The organism is Streptomyces sp. NPDC025638, from assembly GCF_055558775.1.
Map to the genome: position 1 here is coordinate 642,897 of NZ_JBVHLX010000003.1, position 16,724 is coordinate 659,620.

Genomic DNA, 16,724 nt, shown 5'->3' on the forward strand with positions numbered 1-16,724 from the left:
GGCGAGGCGGAGGAACGGCCCAAGACCCAGCCAGGGCCCTGACCCACCCACATCCGGACACGCTCCACCACCGGCACCGACCCGCACCCGGGCGAGGCGGAGGAACGGCCCAAGACCCAGCCAGGGCCCTGACCCACCCACATCCGGACACGCTCCACCACCGGCACCGACTCGCACGCAGGCAAGATCGAGGAGCAGCCCAAGACCCAGCCAGGGCCCCGCCCACCCGCACCCAGTCATCCACCCACCACAGGCACCGGTGGCTCCGGGCGCCCTCCCCGCGCCTCGGACCAGGCCCGTAGCTCATTGGCCCCGACCTCCTCGACCACCGCCTGCAACGCCTGCCGGGCCGCGGTGTCTCGTTCGGGCTCGGGCAGCAGGAGGTAGCGGTCGATCGCCCGGCGCAGGGTCTCGCGTGCCTGCGCGGCCAGCACCCAGCGGGAGCCGGCGCCGTACAGCTGACGCATGCCGGTGAAGAAGACGGCGCCGCCCGCGATCAGCGCGGTCAGCCAGGCGGGAGCATGCAGACCGGCGGCCACGACCGTCACCGATGTGGTGAGGAGAGCGCCGAGTTCGGTGACGTGGTGCAGCCTCCTGGCCCGGTCACAGGTCCGTGCGTAGAACGTCAACTCCCGTCGGGCGAGGGCCAGCAGGGGATCCGGCTCCGCGGACCAGGAGTTGTCGGGGACCCTTCTTCGTCTCATCGGCACATCATCGTGGCCGGGCCCGCGCCAGGGAAACCCCGGGCGGACGCACGGCCGGACACACCGGGCGCCGGCCGTGCGTACCGCGCGTTCATCCCCTGCGCAGCCTCAACGTCAGCAGTTCGAACGGGCGCAGCCGTACGGTGATGCGGTCGCCGTCCCGTTGCGGCGGCTCCCCCTCGTCCCACGCGCGCTCCAACAGGTCCGTGGCCGTGACGTCCGCGACCTCGAAGCCCGCCGTCAGCGTCGCCCTGGCCCGTCCTCCGTGGGCCTCGTGCAGGCGCACCACCACGTCGCCGCTGCCGTCGTCGGCGAGCTTCACCGCCGTGATCACGACCGCGGAGTCGTCCACCGCCACCAGCGGGGCGACCTCGTGGGCGCCGGTCAGCCGGCGTTCCGGGAGGTTGATCCGCCAGCCCTCGCGGACCGCGTCGCCGATGCCCGCGCCCGGTACCAGCGCGTGCCGGAAGCGGTGGACACCCTGGTCGGTCTCGGGGTCGGGGAAGCGCGGGGCGCGCAGCAGGGAGACGCGCACCGTGGTGGTCGTACCGCGGTCGCCGTCGGTGCGGACGGTACGGGTCACGTCATGGCCGTACGTCGAGTCGTTGACGACCGCGACACCCCACCCGGGCTCCTCCAGATGGACGAAGCGGTGGTTGCAGGCCTCGAACTTGGCCGCCTCCCAGGAGGTGTTGGTGTGCGTGGGCCGGTGGAAGTGCCCGAACTGGGTCTCGGAGGCGTACCGTTCGGCGTGCAGATCCAGCGGGAAGGCCAGCTTGAGGAACTTCTCCGTCTCGTGCCAGTCGACCTCGGTGTCGAGGACCAGCCGTCGCTCGCCCGGCGGCAGCGACAGCACCTGGGTGACCCGGGAGGCACCGAAAGACCGTACGATCCGCACCGACCGGCCGTCCTCCCCCTCGGTCACCTCGTCGGTGTCCGTGAGGTCCCTGACCGTGTTGCGGTAGAAGGCGTCGACGTCCCAGGCGTCCCACATGTTCGGGAAGTCCGGGTGGAGTTGCAGGAGGTTGGCGGCCCGGCCCGGGGCGATCGTCTCGCGGTCGGCGTCGATGTCGTACGCCGACACGACCAGGCCCTTGGCGTCGATCACGATCCGCAGCAGGCCGTTGTCCAGCACGTGTCCGCCGTCCGGGCCGGGTGCCAGGGTCGTCGCGCCCTCGGTCTCCGGGGTGCCCGCGCCGCCCGCCGGGATGCCGGCCCGGGCGTGCGGGGCCGCGTTGAAGGCGAGGGGGGTCGGGCCCTCGCCGACCAGGGCCCGCTGGGCCGCCTCAGTGATCGCGTCGAGTTCGGCGGCGAGACGGTCGTACGTGGCGCGGGCCTCGCGGTGTACCCAGGCGATGGAGGAACCGGGCAGGATGTCGTGGAACTGGTGCAGCAGGACCGTCTTCCAGATGCGGTCCAACTCCTTGTAGGGGTAAGGGAATCCGGTGCGCACGGCGGCCGTGGCGGCCCACAGCTCCGCCTCGCGCAGGAGGTGTTCGCTGCGGCGGTTGCCCTGCTTGGTCCGCGCCTGGCTGGTGAGGGTGGCGCGGTGGAGTTCGAGATAGAGCTCGCCGACCCAGACGGGCGGATGGGCGTACTCGGCCTCCGCCTTCTCGAAGAAGGCTCCGGGGGTCTCCCAGACGACCGTCGCCGAGCCCTCCAGATCACGCAGGCGGGCCGCCTTGGCGACCATCTCGCGGGTCGTGCCACCGCCTCCGTCTCCCCAGCCGGTGGGCGCGAGGGAGTGCCGGGCGGACCCCTTGTCCTTGAAGTTGCGGGCCGCATGGGCGATCTCGGCGCCGCGTATGGAGCAGTTGTAGGTGTCGACGGGCGGGAAGTGCGTGAAGATCCGCGTGCCGTCGATGCCCTCCCACTGGAAGGTGTGGTGCGGGAACTTGTTGGTCTGCGACCAGGAGATCTTCTGCGTGAGCAGCCACTTGGCGCCCGCGGCCCTGATGATCTGCGGCAGGCCGGCCGCGAAGCCGAAGGTGTCGGGCAGCCAGGCCTCGTCGTTCTCGATGCCGAACTCGTCGAGGAAGAACCGCTTGCCGTGCACGAACTGACGGGCCATCGCCTCCGAACCCGGCATGTTGGTGTCCGACTCCACCCACATGCCACCGGCCGGCACGAACCGCCCGTCCGCCACCGCCTTCTTCACCCGCGCCCACACCTCGGGCCGGTGCTCCTTCACCCACGCCCACTGCTGGGCCTGCGACATGGCGAAGACGAAGTCGGGCTCGTCATCGATGAGAGCGGTCATGTTGGCGGTCGTACGGGCCACCTTGCGGACCGTCTCGCGCAGCGGCCACAGCCAAGCAGAGTCGATGTGCGCATGGCCGACGGCGCTGATGCGGTGGGCGGAGGGGACGGCTGGGGCCGCGAGGACCTCGGTGAGGCAGGAACGGGCCGCGGCCGCCGACCCGTTGACGTCCTGGAGGTCGATGGCGTCGAGCGCCCGTTCCAGCGCGCGCAGGATGTCCCAGCGGCGCGCCGACTCCACGGGCAGCTCGGCCATCAGCTCGCCGAGCACCTCCAGGTCGATCACCAGCTGCCACACGGTCTCGTCGAAGACCGCGAGATCCATGCGGGTGAGGGTGTACTGCGGTTCGCTGCCCGCGGTGTCCTTGTCGCCCAGCTGTGTGGGCCGGAAGGGGTGGTAGTCGAGGATGACGGGGTTGGAAGCGGCCTCGATGTGCAGCCGTACCTCCTCGCCGCCCTCGACGGGCGCGCCGATGCGCACCCACTGGTTGCGCGGGTTGAGGCCCTTCACCGGGGTGCCGTCGGGCCGGTAGACCAGGCCTTCGCACTGGAAGCCGGGCATGTTCTCGTCGAAGCCGAGGTCGAGGAGGGCTTCGACGGTCCTCCCGGCCCAGGCCTCGGGCACGGTCCCGGTCACCCGGAACCAGCTGGTGCCCCAGGGAGCACCCCACCGGGCGCCCACCGCGATCGGCTCGGGCTCGGCCGCGAGCCCCTCGGCGACCGGTACGGGTTCGCCGGGCGCGTGCCACACCGCGACCTGGAGGGGCACGGACTCGGGGTACACGGCGGGGCGGACGCGTTCGTCGAGGACGCGCCTCAGACGGGCTTCGACCAGGCTGCGGTCGTCATGCATGCGGGGTGCTCCGTTGCTGGGTCGAGGGCGGTTACCAGGTGTGCGTGACGGTCACGGGGGCCGACGCGGTGTAGAGCTCCCCCACGGCCCGCACTTCGAACCGTGCCGTCTGCTCGCCCTGCTCGGGCCGGAGTCCGGGGACGAAGTACGCCCGCTGACAGGTGCCGCCGAGGAAGCGGCGGATGCCGTCGGGCAGCAGGCGGTGCAGTTCGTAGTGGCGTACATCGCCGGGAGCGGCGCCCCAGGCGAAGCGCAGGTCGCCGCCGGAAGCGGCCGTGATCCGGGCGTCGGTGGGGGCGGCGGGGGTCCGGGGCGTGTCTTGGACGGCGAGTCGGCCCAGCCGCCAGCGGACGGGGCCGTCGGTCGCGGTGAGCCGGACGCCGATCGCGTGGAGGGTGTCGGACAGGCCTGTGAGCCGTACGGTCGTGGTCTGCCAGCCGTTGACCGAGTTCACAGCCGCGCCGGAGAGACCAGAGCCAGCGGAGCCACCCGGCAGATACGTGTACGGCGGTGTCGCACCGGCGGTGCCCGGTTCGGCGGTGGCGACGGCGAGCTCGACGTTCACACCCCCGGCGTCGGCCCGATGCGTCAGCTCGACAACCGTGTCAACAGTGATCGGCAGCCGTGTCGCATGCAGGTCCAAGACGACCGGTTGATCGAGTTCACCGTCCACCAGCACACTGCTGCCACCCCGCCACGCGTCCGCGAAGTCGAAGGTGACGGTCGGCCGCTGCCCCGTCGTGCGCACCGCCCATCGACGGGACGGCAGCCGGTCCTGGAGACCGAGGTGGTTCCACGGCGTGTCCGAGGTGACCGCCCCGTCCTCGTACCAGCGCAGCCCGTGCCCGGTGTTGAAGACGCTCGCGAACGGCACCGACGACACGGTCGAGCGGTCCGCGACCGACACCGCCGGCGCCCGCCACGGGTCGCTCCCGTCCGGCCGCGACGGATCCAGCGACCGCCCGGTCCAGAACCGGTCGTCGGCGGCGTGGAAGTCGCCCGGGGTGCGCCCCGCCGGCAGGTGGTTGCGCGTCCACTCGGGCCGGTAGAAGCCGATGGAGGTGACATGAGCTTTGCCGGTCGGCACGATCGCCTCCCAGTTCACCGAGGTGTTCGAGCCGTTGGACTCGACATCGACCCCCGCCCACAACTCATAGCGGTTCCGGCCCAGTTGGACGGCCTTGCGCCCCGAGGAGGCGAGCGTGCCCGAGCTCCACCGGAAGTCGACGAACATGTCGTCGGCGGCCTGGAAGAACGCCTGGTTCTGGCTGTCGAGCGCCCCCTGCCAGCTCACGCTCCCGTTCACGGTCATGGCGTCGTACCAGGTGACCCGCTGCCCCTTCGCCGCGGCGAGGGACTTCAGCTCCCGTACGAAACCGAGCATGGCGGAGCCCAGGGCGCTGTTCCCGCCGCCCGTCTCGGCGTTCACGAACCAGCCGTCGAAGCCGTGGGCCGCGGCCACGGCGACGAGCTGCGCGGCCAGCGGGTAGTGCCCGGCGGAGTCCTGCTGGACGAGGTCGCGGGTCCACTGGAGCTGTCCGCCGTAGGCGACGGGCGGCAGGAAGATGTTGCCGAGGACGGGCACGCCGTGCCGATGGGCGGCGTCCACGATCGGCGCGTTCGGGGCGAGGATCAGACCCTCGCCCGCCGAGCCGCCCCAGAAGACGAGTTCGTCCAGGTACGCCCAGTGGGTGAGGGCGTAGTGGTCGGCGGTGGCGGAGCCCTGGGACGGGTTGCTGGACGTGGGCCCGAAGGAGACCAGCGCCTGGATGCGGGCCTGGCCCGAGCGGGCGGTGGTGTTGGCCGGGGTCGGGGTGAAGCGGGCGGCGAGCGGCACGGTGGCCGCGTTGAAGGCGAGGTCGGGGTCGTCGGCGGCCCGCCAGCTCTTCAGGCTGCGCCAGGTGATGCCGGTGTCCGGGGTGCCCGAGGGGAACGAGTCCGGGTACCAGTAGGAGGCGTACGGCGGGGCCGCGGCGCCGGCCTTCGGGGCCGCGGCGGCGGACAGGGACGGCGTCAGGGCCGCCGCGCCGGCGGCGATCAGCACGGTGCGTCTGGTGGGGTTCACGAGCGGGTGCCTCCTTGTGGGGTGGGGAGTACCTGGTCGGAGGTGACGACTTCGGTGATGCCGCGGGCGGCGAGGTGGTCCTTGTCGTCCGCGCGGGAGTCGAGGACGGTGGTGGGGCGGGCGCCGTCGGCGGTCAGCCGGAAGAAGGCGTCGAAGACGGGTCCGCCGGGGGCGCACCGGGAGCGGTGGGCCGGTTCGGCCGGTACGACGAGCGCCGTACCGCGGGCGGTGGGTTCGGCCCGGGGTTCGCGAGCGGCGGCCGCGAGCACGCGCGCGATGTCCTTGGGCCGCCGGTCGTTGGTCAACAGGCCCAGTGTGTATTCGAGTTCAGGGAAGTCGGCAAGGGTGCGGGAGACGTCGTGGGAGCACCACCAGGTGATGCCCCACAGCTCGGGACAGTCCAGCGCGTTCGCGACGGTCGCCTCGGTGAACGCGGCCGCGTGTGCGGCCGGGACGAGCGGTGCGGGCGCGCCGACCTCCTGGAGCCACACGGGCCGGTGCGGGTCGTCGGCCCAGGCCTTGCTCAGTTCGATCAGATACGCGGCATGGTGCTCGGTCGGCACGGAGGCGCGGCCGTGGCGCTGGGCGGTGCCGTTGAAGACCCACGAGTGCACGGCGGTGACGTCGCCCAGGCGGGCCGAGTGCTCCGGGGTGAACGGCTGGTCGTCCTGGTACCAGGCGGCGTCGTACGAGGCGTGCAGATGGAGCCTGCCGGGAGCACCCTCGGCACAGGCGGCGAGGAGCCGGGACAGCCACTGTGCCGCCTGCTCGGAGGTGATGCGGTCGGGGTCGGGGTGGGGACCGGCGGCGAACTGGTTGACCTCGTTGCCGATCGTCATCCCGATGAAGTTGGGCCGATCGGCGAGGGCGGCCGCGAGGGTCCGCAGGTAGTCGGCCTCCGCCTCGACCACGTCCGGGTCCGTGAAGAGGTTGCGCCGGTGCCAGGTGCCCGTCCAGGCGGGCAGGAAGTCGAAGCTGCTCAAGTGCCCCTGCAGTCCGTCCACGTTGACGCCGAGTCCGCGCTCGGCGGCCGCGTCGGTGAGCGCGAGGAGCTGCTCCACGGCACGCGGCCGGATCAGTGCGCGGTTCGGCTGGAAGTACGGCCACAGCGGGAAGACCCGGATGTGGTCCAGGCCCAGTGCGGCGATCGAGTCGAGGTCGGCGCGTACGGAGTCCGGGTCGAAGTCCAGCCAGTGGTGGAACCACCCTTCGCTCGGGGTGTAGTTGACGCCGAAGCGCACGGCAGGAGGCATGCGGTGTCCTTGCGAGCGGTGATCGGGGTTCAGCCCTTGACGGCGCCCTCGCCGACCCCGCGGAAGAAGTACCGCTGGAGACAGGAGAAGAGGGCGATGAGCGGTGCCACGGCGATGACCGTGCCGGCGGCGACGAGCCGTTCGTCGCCCGCGAAGGTGCCGTGCAGATAGTTGAGCCCGATGGTGAGGGTGAACTTGGACGGGTCGCTGAGCACGATGAGCGGCCACAGGAAGTCGTCCCAGGCGCCCATGAAGGCGAAGATCGCGACGACGGCGAGGGTCCCTTTGACCGAGGGCAGGGCGATCCGCAGGAACCGCTGCCAGGCGCTCGCACCGTCGACGAAGGCCGCCTCCTCGATCTCGTACGGCAGGTTGCGGAAGGCGTTGCGCATCAGCAGGACGTTCATGGCGCCGACGGAGCCGGGCAGGACGACGCCGATGAGGGTGTTGTTGAGGCCGAGTTCGCGCATGGTGGTGAACTGGGCGATCACGATGCCCTCGACGGGCACGAGCATCGCCAGGACGAAGACGAGGGTGGCGACCCCGCGGCCCCGGTAGCGCAGCCGGGCCAGGGCGTACCCGGCGAGCGCCGAACCGACGCAGTTGGTCAGGACGTTGGCGCCGGCGACCTTCAGCGAGTTGAGGGCGTAGTCCCAGACGGGGATGGTGTCGGCGACCCGCGCGTAGTTGTGCAGGGTCGGGTGGCCGGGCAGGAACGTGGGCGGGGAGCTGAAGATGTCCTCGGTGGGGCCCTTGAGCGAGGTGGACAGCTGCCACAGGAACGGTCCGACGGTGAGCGCGAGCACGATGAGCAACAGCGTGTAGCGCAGCACCAGTTCCCACACCCGGATGCGGCGTCCGTGCTCGTCGGTGACCCGGGTCTCCCGGGCGGCGGCGGGCGCCCGCGGGGGCCGTACCTTCTCCATGACGCTCATGTCTCGTCCCTCCGGTCGGCGCGCAGGACCAGCAGCATCAGTACGACGGTCACGGCGAAGACGACGACCGACAGGGCGGATGCGTAGCCGACGCGGCCGGTCAGGCCGGTGCCGGTGCGCTGGACGAGCATCACGAGGGTGGTGTCCTCGCCGGCCGGGCCGCCGCTCGGGCCCGCCATCAGATAGACCTCGGAGAACACCTTGAAGGCGGCGACCGAGGAGAGCGCGGCGACCAGGACCATGGTCGAGCGCACGGCGGGCACGGTGACCGCGAGGAAGCGGCGCACCGGGCCCGCGCCGTCCACCGCCGCGGCCTCGTGCAGTTCGCGGGGGACGTTCGCCAGCGCGGCCAGATAGATGATCATGTAGTAGCCGAGGCCCTTCCAGACCGTGACGGCCATGGCGCTCAGCAGGAGCAGCCACTGGTCGCCGAGGAAGCCGACCCGGCCGATCCCGACCGTCTCCAGGAGGGAGTTGACCATCCCGCGTTCGTCCAGCAGCCACACCCAGATGAGCCCGACCACGACGATCGACGCGACGACCGGGGTGTAGAAGGCGGACCGGAAGAAGGTGATGCCGGGGATGTTCTTCTGCACGAGGAGGGCGAGCAGCAGGGGCAGGACGACAAGCGCCGGTACGACGCCGAGGACGTACAGGGAGCTGTTGCGCAGCCCGGTCCAGAACATGTCGTCGTGGAGCAGCTCACGGAAGTTGGCGAGGCCCACGAAGCGGCCCGGGATCAGGGTGCGCCGGTCGGTGAGGGAGTTGTAGAGGGTGGAGAGGAAGGGGTAGAGCACGAAGGCGCCCGTGACGAGGAGCCCCGGGGCCGCGAACAGCCAGGGGCTGGTGGGCAGTTGGCGCCGCACCGGGGAACGTACCGTGAGATCCGCCATGCCGGTTCAGCCCTGCTGCTGAAGGAGCCGGTCGCAGGCCTTGACAGCGTTGTCAAGAGCCGTCTTGGGGCTCTCCTTGCCCTGCAGCGCCTTGGCGACCTCGTTGCGCAGCGCGGTCTTCATCTGCTCGCTGAACAGCACCGGTGTGTAATTGACCGCGTTCTTCAGGGACTTGGCGGCGGCGATCCGTACCTTCGTCCCGTCGGTCCCGTCCTCCTTGGTGAAGTACGGGTCGTCGAGGGAGCCGGCGGTGCTCGGGAAGATGGCGACCTTCTTGGCGAAGGACATCTGGTTCCGCGCGTCGGTCACATAGTGCGCGAAGGCGACCGCGGCGGGCGTGTGCTTGGTGCGGGAGTTGACCATCACGCCCATCACATACATGTTGACGTGGCCGGTGCTGGTGATCTGGTCGGTGATGCCGATGTTCCGGTACAGGTTCGGCGCCTGCTTCTTGAAGTTGCCGAGGTCGAGGGCGCTGCCGGGGTTCATGGCGACGGCCTCGGTGAGGAACTTCTTGCCGGAGGACTCCGGGGTCGCGGTCAGGGCCTGCGGGTCGAGCGCCTTGGCGTCGTACAACTCCTTGTACTTGGTGAGGAGTTCGACGCCCTTGGCGTCGTTGAAGGCGAAGCCGGTGCCCTGCTGGTCCATGAGCTCGACGCCGTAGCGGCCGAAGTCCTCGATCGTGGGCACGTTGGCGAGGGTGGCGACCTTGCCGTCGCTCTGCCCGGCCAGCTTCAGGGCGTCGGCGAAGAGTTCGTCGTAGGTCTTGGGGGGCTGTTCCGGGTCGAGCCCGGCCTTCTTGAACAGGGACTTGTTGTAGAACAGCGGGCCGGTGTTCAGATACCACGGGAAGGCGTACGTCCCGCTCGTCCCCGGTATCCGGTGGCTCGCCCACGCCCCGTCCAGGTACTCGGACTTGTACTTGGCGGCAGCCTTGTCGAGGTCGAGCGCGAGGCCCGCCCTGGCCAGCGGGGCGACGAGGTCGGGTGAGACGTTGACGACGTCGGGCAGGGTGCCGCCGGCGGCGTCGGCGCTTATCTTGTCGGCGTATCCCTCGGCGGGCTGGTCGATCCACTTGACGTGAGTCCCGGGGTACTTCTTCTCGAAGGCGGCGATCACGCCCTCGAAGTAGGACTTGAAGTTGGCGCGCAGATTCCAGGTCTGGAAGGTGATGTCGCCCTCGACCTTGCCGGAGGCGTCGGTCGATCCGCCGCCGTCGTCGCCGGAGCCGCAGGCACTCAGCGGCAGGACGAGGGCGGCGACGGCGGCAGCGGCGAAGGCTCTGCGGGATGTGGGCACGGTGACACGGCTCCCTTGGCGGCGTCGGCGGCTGGGACGCCAGCGACCATGCCCGCGGCGTTTGGGAGAAGTCAATGGATTGGCCGCAGCTAAAGAAATTTCGCTGACATTAGTGCAGGTCAATGCGGTGTGGCTGAAAACTTGCGATGGATCGCTAATGCGCTTTAGGGTTCTTGCACTCAAGCGCATTAGCTGTAATCCGCGCAGAAATGGGAGCAACGTGACAGCCAAGCGTTCCCCCGCCCGCCGGCCGACGATGAAGGACATCGCGCAGCGCGCCGGTGTCTCCGAGAGCGCGGTGTCCTTCGCGCTCAACGGCCGTCCGGGCGTCTCCGAGGTCACCCGCGACCGGGTGCGCCGGGTCGCCGAGCAGCTCGGCTGGCGGCCCAGCACGGCGGCCCGCGCCCTGTCCGGGGAGGGCGCGGCCACGGTCGGCTTCGTCCTGGCCCGTCCCGCCCACACGCTCGGCGTGGACTCCTTCTTCCTGCAGCTCGTCTCCGGGATCCAGGAGGTGCTGGCGGAGCGTCATCTCGGGCTGCTGTTCCAGGTGGTGGAGGACGTCGCCGACGAGTGCGCGGTGTACCGGCGCTGGTGGGCCGAGCACCGGGTGGACGGTGTGCTCGTCGTGGACCCGCGCGCGGACGACCCGCGCCCCGACCTGCTGGACGAACTCGGCCTGCCCGCCGTGGTGATCGGCGGCGCGCCCGACGAGCGCCACCCGGGGCTGTCGACGGTGTGGGCGGACGACGCGGGCGCGATGGCCTCGGTCGTCGACGAGTTGACCGCCCTCGGCCACCGCCGGATCGTCCACATCGCCGGACTGCCCGGGCTCGCGCACACCCAGCGCCGCATCCGCACGCTGCGCGCCGAGGCAGAGCGGCGCGGCCTGACCGGGGTGACGTCGGTGACCACCGACTACTCGGACGCCGAGGGCGCGGCCGTGACCCGTCGAGTCCTGCGCGGCTCCCCTCCCCCGACCGCCCTGATCTACGACAACGACGTGATGGCCGTCGCCGGTGTCGCCGCCGCTGCCGAACTCGGCTTCTCCGTGCCCGCGGACGTGTCCGTGGTGTCCTGGGAGGACTCGGCGCTGTGCCGCATGGTCAAGCCGTGGCTGTCGGCGCTGTCCCGGGACAGCGGGGAGTTCGGGCGTACGGCGGCACGCGAGCTGACCGCGCTGCTGGACGGGGGCGCGGCGCGCGCGGTGCGGGTGCCGGTGCCGCGCCTGACGGTCCGTGGCAGCACCGCGGCCGCCGCTCGCTACGATGAGCCGTCCGTCTGAAGTCGGCCACGGGGGAAGGAACATGGGATTGGACGAGGGCGCGGAGACGATGGTCCCGGTCGAGATCGACGGCCAGACGGTGCTGATGTCGGTCGCTCCCGGCGGCCGGCAGCCGGGGCTCGACCTGGGTGAGGAACAGGAGATCGGCTGGCGCCGCCCGCGTCTCGAACCGGTGCTCGACGGCCTGACGGCGGTCGCCCGTGCCATGGGCACGCGGCTCCAGCAGACGGGGGCGTCGAAGGCCACCGTTGAGTTCGGCTGCGACGTCTCCTTCGACACCGGACAGTTCCTGGCGGTGGTGGGCAAGGCGTCGTCCAGGTCCACCTGGAAAGTGACCCTGGAGTGGAGCGCGCCGGAGGCTCCGGGAGCGTAGGGGTGGCCGGCTGGAGGGAGTTGCTGGAGGCGGCGACCGTCGCGCTGGACCTGCCGGAGGCGGGCTCCGGCGGAACCGGCTTCGTGATCGCCCCGGGCGTCGTGGTGACATGCGCCCATGTCGTGTCAGGGCCGGGCGGCGTGCGCGGGCGTATCGGCGCGGGCGCCGAACTGACGCTCACGGTGTCGGACGACGAGCGGTACCGGGCGGTGAACGGCCTGGACATCGCGTTCCTGCGCTTCACTCCGCAGGCGTCCTCGGCGCCGTGCGCCCTGACTTCCCCGTACGTCGAGTTCGGCGACCGCATGTGGGCCTACGGCCATCCCAGGGGCGACTACCGCGCGGGCCAGTGGGCCGGCCTCGAATACCAGGGCGACTCCCGGCTCTCCTTCGACGGCGCGATGCCGATGCCGCGCGGCTACGGCACACCGGTCGGCGAGGGCTTCAGCGGCAGCCCGGTCGTCAACGAGCGCACGGGCGCGGTGTGCGGGATGCTGGCGCGCTCCAACAAGGCGGGCAGCGCGCACCTGGTCCCGATCTCCGAGGTCGTGGCCCGCTGCCCGGTTACGCAGGCGCCGGTTGCCTGGCTGGGGACGCTCACGGACGAACAGCTGCGCGCGGGCGGGTTCAGGTATCCGGGCGCGTTGTTGCGTGACTACCTGGAGGCGGCGCGGGAGGCCGCCGACGAGCATCCCTACGCCGCCCTGCTCACCGATTCCGGCGGCATCCCGCTGTCCACGGTCTACGTCCGCCAGGAGGCCTCGCACACCGAGGACCGGGCCGAGGAGAGCCCCGGCCACCGCCCGGCCGGCCGCAGCAGGTCCGCCGCCGGGCGTGTGCTCGCCGAGCACCGCCATGTGCTCTTCACCGGAGGCGCCGGCAGCGGCAAGTCGAGCCTGCTGCGCCGTCTGGTCTTCACCGCCGCCTCCGAATGGCTCGGGGACCCCGGCCTGGCACCCTCGTACGTCCCGGTGCTGGTCGCCGCCGACCAGTTGTTGGACCGCCCGCTGCCCGAGGCGCTGGCCGATGCGCTGGCGCGGGATCTGCCGGGTCTGCGCCGCTCGCCGGCACCGGAGCTCTTCGAGAACGGGCCGGTGCCGACGGTCGACTGGCTCGTCTGCGTCGACGGGCTCGACGAAGTGCTGGACCCCGGGGACCGCGGCAGGGTCATCCGGTTGATCCAGCGGTGGGCGCGTGAGCCGTATCTGCGCTTCGTGGTGGCCAGCCGGTCGCTGGTGACGGCGGAGATGAACCGGCTGGACGAGCTGGAGCGGTACACCCTGCTCGAATTGGACGACGACGAGATCGAGCAACTCGCCCACGCGTGGTTCGAGGCGCTCGACGTCGAGGACGCGGGGCGGCGGGCGGGCGCGCTGGCCGGCGACCTGCGCCGCGGACGGCTCGCCGAGGTGGCGCGCAATCCGCTGTACCTGACCATGGTCTGCGCGGTCGCCGCCGTGCGGGACCTGCCGCGCAACCCCGCCGGGCTCTACGCGCGGTTCATCGGCATCCTCCGGCAGAAGGGAGCCCAGCGGCTCGTACGGAGCGACCCGGCCGTCCACGGCATCACACCCCTGCTGCTGGAGCGCGTGTACGACGCCCTGCATCCGGTGGCGGAGCTGAGGCAGCGCGGGGACACCCGCTCGCTGCTCGACCAGGTCCTCGAACTGCTCGCCGACCACGACCCGCCCCATGCCGCGACGCGGGAGACCGTGCTGCGCGCGCTCACGTTCACCGGTCTGGTGCGACAGCGCGGCGAGGACCTCTACTTCCTTCACCACACCGTCCAGGAGTATCTGGCCGGCCATGCCCTGGCCGACCGCCTCGACCCGAAGGATCCGGAAGCCCTGCGCACGGTGCGCGAGGCGATCGCGGCCGAGCGTCCCAACCAGGCCCTGTTCATGGCCGCCCGCTGGCACGAACAGGGCATGCCGATCGCCGAGTTCCTGCGCACGGTCGTGGACGGGGGCGGCTGGCGCGACCTGTTGCTGTGCGCCACGATCCTCAGCGACGAACTCGTCACGGACGAGCGGCTCACGGTGCGGTTCACCCGGGCCGTGCTCAAGCTGTACGGCGGCGGCGACGTCACCGTGGGCGACCTCGACGTGGACACGGTGCTGGACCGGTTGTACGCGGTGCTCGATGCTCCGGGCCTGGTCGACGTCATCGGCGATCCCACGGTCCCGCACTGGGCGCGCTCCGGGGCGCTGAGGCACTACGTGCGGCGCGGCGCGGAGCAGGCCGCGGCCCTCGCCGCCGAACTCGCCGACGACCCGGATCTTCCGGCCGACCTGCGGGTCGTGGCGGCCACACACCTCGCGCGGGCGGGCGATCCCGAGGCCGCGTGCCGTCGCCTGATGGCTCTGGCCGGGGATCGCGACCATGTGCCGGAGACCCGGCAGGAGGCCGCCGTCGCGCTCCTCGCACTGGACGAGGCCGCGGGAACCGACGCGCTCGCCCTGCTCCTGCGCACCGCGGACTTCCCCCGGCCGTACGTCGAGAACCTGCTGCGGCTGCTCCCCGACGACCTGCCGCCGCAGACGTGCGTGGCGCTCACCGACGCCCTGGCCGGGCATCCCCTGCAGGCCGAGGACCCGCACATCATCGACTATCTGAGCGGCGTTCTGCTGGTGCGCGCCTGGCCCGATCTCCTGGAGGAACTGTGCGCGGACCCCACGGTTCCGCTGTATCTGCGGCACCGGGCCACCCAGTACTTCCCCGGACACCGGGGACACCCGGACCAGGAGACGATGCGTCTGCTGTGCACACAGGTCGTGGAGAGCCCGGGGTCGTCCGAGGACGCGATCGCCATCGCGGTGGACAGCATCCACGACGCGGCCCTCGTCGAGCGCGTGGCACGCGACGGCCGGCTGAGCCAGTACACCCGGCTCCGGGCCGTCGGGCGGCTGATCCGGCTCGACCGGCCGGCCGTCGCCGCCGAATGCCTCGGCGCTCTCTCGGTCGACGGCTGGCACCTTCCGCGGGTCTCGGAACTCCTGCGCGAACTCGGGGAGTCGGTCCGATCCCGACAGATCCTGGTCGACGCCTTCGAGGATCCGCGCAACACGGTCACCGACCGTCTCAAACACGTCTCCTCGCTCATCGGCCTGGGCGCCTCGGACCTGCTGCGGACGCCCTTGCGGCGCATGGCCGAGGACACCGGTGTCGCGGCGGCGGACCGGCTCGAAGCGGTGGAGGCCCTGGGGGACGTCGACCCTGCCGTCACCGCCGGTCTGCTCCACGGCATCGCGGCGGACGACGCCGTGCCGGGACGGGTGCGCCGCGACGCGGCAGCCCAACTGCTCAAGACCGGTGACCGAGGCGCCGCCTCGGCTCTGCTGCGCCGCATCGCCGAGGACACCGGCGTCGGCCTGCTCGACCGCATCAGGGCCCTCGACCACCTGGCCGACGTCGACCTGCGAGCCGCCGCCGAGATCCTGCACCGCGTCCTCGACGAGGCAGGGCTGCCCGACGAGCACCTGTGGCGGCTTCTCGCCCTGGCCGATGCCATGACCCCGGACGTGACGCTGCGCAGGCGCCTGGACGCCTTGATCGACGACGTGACGGTGCCCACGGAATCGCTCCTGGACATCGAGGACGAGTCCCTGCTGCAGGTCGCCGTCGTCGTCCCCCGCCTCCGGGACACCCTGACCCGGATCGCGGAGGATCCCGCGGCCGAGCCGTGGGCACGCACCCGGGCTGCCGGCGCTCTGCTCGGGCTGGTTCCGTACCCGCGCTGGAAGGACCTCATGGCCGGGGTCAGCCCGGACCCCATGCACGTGCTGAGCCTCCATCTGACCCTGGGCGGAACCGGATCCTCCGCGTACGACCCGGCGGTGTGGCAGACCCTCGCGTTCGCCCAGGGCGAGGAGGCCGTGATCGTCCCGGTGGGCGCGCTGGCCGGCGTCGATCCTCGTGGGGCCGCGGCGTACTGGACCGAGTCCGTCGAGCGACGGCGCCCGGAAGCGGTCACCCGGCTGGGCCATCTGTGGCTACTGGTGCACGACGAGGGCACCTCGGAGCGGGTACGGGAGCAGCTCATCTCGTGGGTGCGTGACTCCGCGGCGCCCCTCGCCGAGCGGATCGCAGCGGTGACGACCCTCGGCGCGAGCCTCGACGAGTCCTGCCACATCCTCGCCACCGAGCACACCACGCCACCGGAACTCCGGGTCGCCATCTGCGAGCACCTCCCCGCGAGCGGCGCCCTCAACCGCATTCCCGTCGTCCGTGCCCTGGCCGCGGACACGGACTGTCCGGTTGACGTCCGCGCGCGGGCCGCCGCTCTGCTCGCCGAGGACCTGGGCGAACCGGGCCGGGTCGTTCTGCGCTCGCTCTCCGGTCCCGGCACGACGGACCCCGAGGCCCATCTCGGCGTGGCTGCCGCCTGGGTGAAGCTGGACGTCGGGTGCGAGGCGGAGGCCGCCTACCGCCGGGTCGTGGAGGACGGACACGCACACGCCCGCCACCGTGTCCTGGCGGCGGACGGGCTCATGAGGTGGCGTTCGGCACGCAACCGGGCGCGGGAAGTGCTGCGTTCCGTGCTCGCCGACCAGGACGTGCCCGTCACCGTGCGGATCGAGGCGGCCGAGAAGCTGATCGCGGCGCACGAGGTCGCCGACGCGCACGTCGGGCTGCTGCGGCTGGCGTCGGCCCCGGAAGCGACCCCGGAGGAACGGTCTCGCATCGCGGACCTGCTGCCCGCCGACCTGCGGGCGTACATCGAGCGCAGGGGATGACCGGCGGCTCGACAGGCACCCCGGCCCCGACGACCTCTCGACGCGCCGCGCGCGACCGTGCACAGTTCTCCC

The 16,724-nt window shown here is 71.6% G+C and carries 10 protein-coding genes; 3 read left to right on the plus strand and 7 right to left on the minus strand.

What is annotated here, in order from left to right; genetic code table 11:
- Nucleotides 1-236 precede the first annotated feature (236 nt).
- From ACZ4EG_RS10930 to ACZ4EG_RS10960, 7 genes are all read right to left on the minus strand, one after another.
- Nucleotides 237-704, minus strand: a complete 468-nt coding sequence (locus ACZ4EG_RS10930; protein WP_453545735.1) for a DUF4231 domain-containing protein — start codon at nt 702-704, stop codon at nt 237-239.
- 91 nt (nt 705-795) lie between these two features.
- The gene (locus ACZ4EG_RS10935; protein ID WP_467790381.1) at nt 796-3,816 is read right to left on the minus strand and encodes an alpha-mannosidase; all 3,021 of its coding nucleotides are present in this window, start codon (nt 3,814-3,816) and stop codon (nt 796-798) included.
- A 31-nt stretch (nt 3,817-3,847) separates the two neighbouring features.
- Nucleotides 3,848-5,881: an endo-beta-N-acetylglucosaminidase gene (locus ACZ4EG_RS10940; RefSeq protein WP_467790382.1), complete on the minus strand. Its 2,034-nt coding sequence runs from the start codon at nt 5,879-5,881 to the stop codon at nt 3,848-3,850.
- A complete protein-coding gene (locus ACZ4EG_RS10945) occupies nt 5,878-7,134 on the minus strand; it encodes a glycoside hydrolase 5 family protein (protein ID WP_467790383.1) in 1,257 nt (418 codons plus the stop codon). The genes ACZ4EG_RS10940 and ACZ4EG_RS10945 overlap by 4 nt, the downstream gene beginning before the upstream one ends.
- A 29-nt stretch (nt 7,135-7,163) precedes the next feature.
- A complete protein-coding gene (locus ACZ4EG_RS10950; protein WP_467790384.1) occupies nt 7,164-8,069 on the minus strand; it encodes a carbohydrate ABC transporter permease in 906 nt (301 codons plus the stop codon).
- Complete coding sequence (locus ACZ4EG_RS10955) at nt 8,066-8,962, minus strand: carbohydrate ABC transporter permease (RefSeq protein WP_467790385.1); 897 nt, start codon at nt 8,960-8,962, stop codon at nt 8,066-8,068. The genes ACZ4EG_RS10950 and ACZ4EG_RS10955 overlap by 4 nt, the downstream gene beginning before the upstream one ends.
- A 6-nt stretch (nt 8,963-8,968) precedes the next feature.
- Complete coding sequence (locus ACZ4EG_RS10960) at nt 8,969-10,261, minus strand: ABC transporter substrate-binding protein (RefSeq protein ID WP_467790386.1); 1,293 nt, start codon at nt 10,259-10,261, stop codon at nt 8,969-8,971.
- 220 nt (nt 10,262-10,481) lie between these two features.
- On the opposite strand from ACZ4EG_RS10960, the gene ACZ4EG_RS10965 reads away from it, so the two are divergent.
- From ACZ4EG_RS10965 to ACZ4EG_RS10975, 3 genes are read left to right on the plus strand one after another with little or no spacing between them, the layout of a single operon-like run.
- Nucleotides 10,482-11,543, plus strand: coding sequence for a LacI family DNA-binding transcriptional regulator (locus tag ACZ4EG_RS10965; protein WP_390705713.1), 1,062 nt, complete (start codon nt 10,482-10,484; stop codon nt 11,541-11,543).
- A 22-nt stretch (nt 11,544-11,565) separates the two neighbouring features.
- Nucleotides 11,566-11,916 (plus strand): CU044_2847 family protein, encoded by a 351-nt coding sequence (locus ACZ4EG_RS10970; protein WP_453545719.1) that lies wholly within the window; start codon nt 11,566-11,568, stop codon nt 11,914-11,916.
- Between the two features lie 2 nt (nt 11,917-11,918).
- A complete protein-coding gene (locus ACZ4EG_RS10975) occupies nt 11,919-16,652 on the plus strand; it encodes a trypsin-like peptidase domain-containing protein (RefSeq protein ID WP_467790387.1) in 4,734 nt (1,577 codons plus the stop codon).
- The last annotated feature ends 72 nt before the right edge of the window (nt 16,653-16,724 follow it).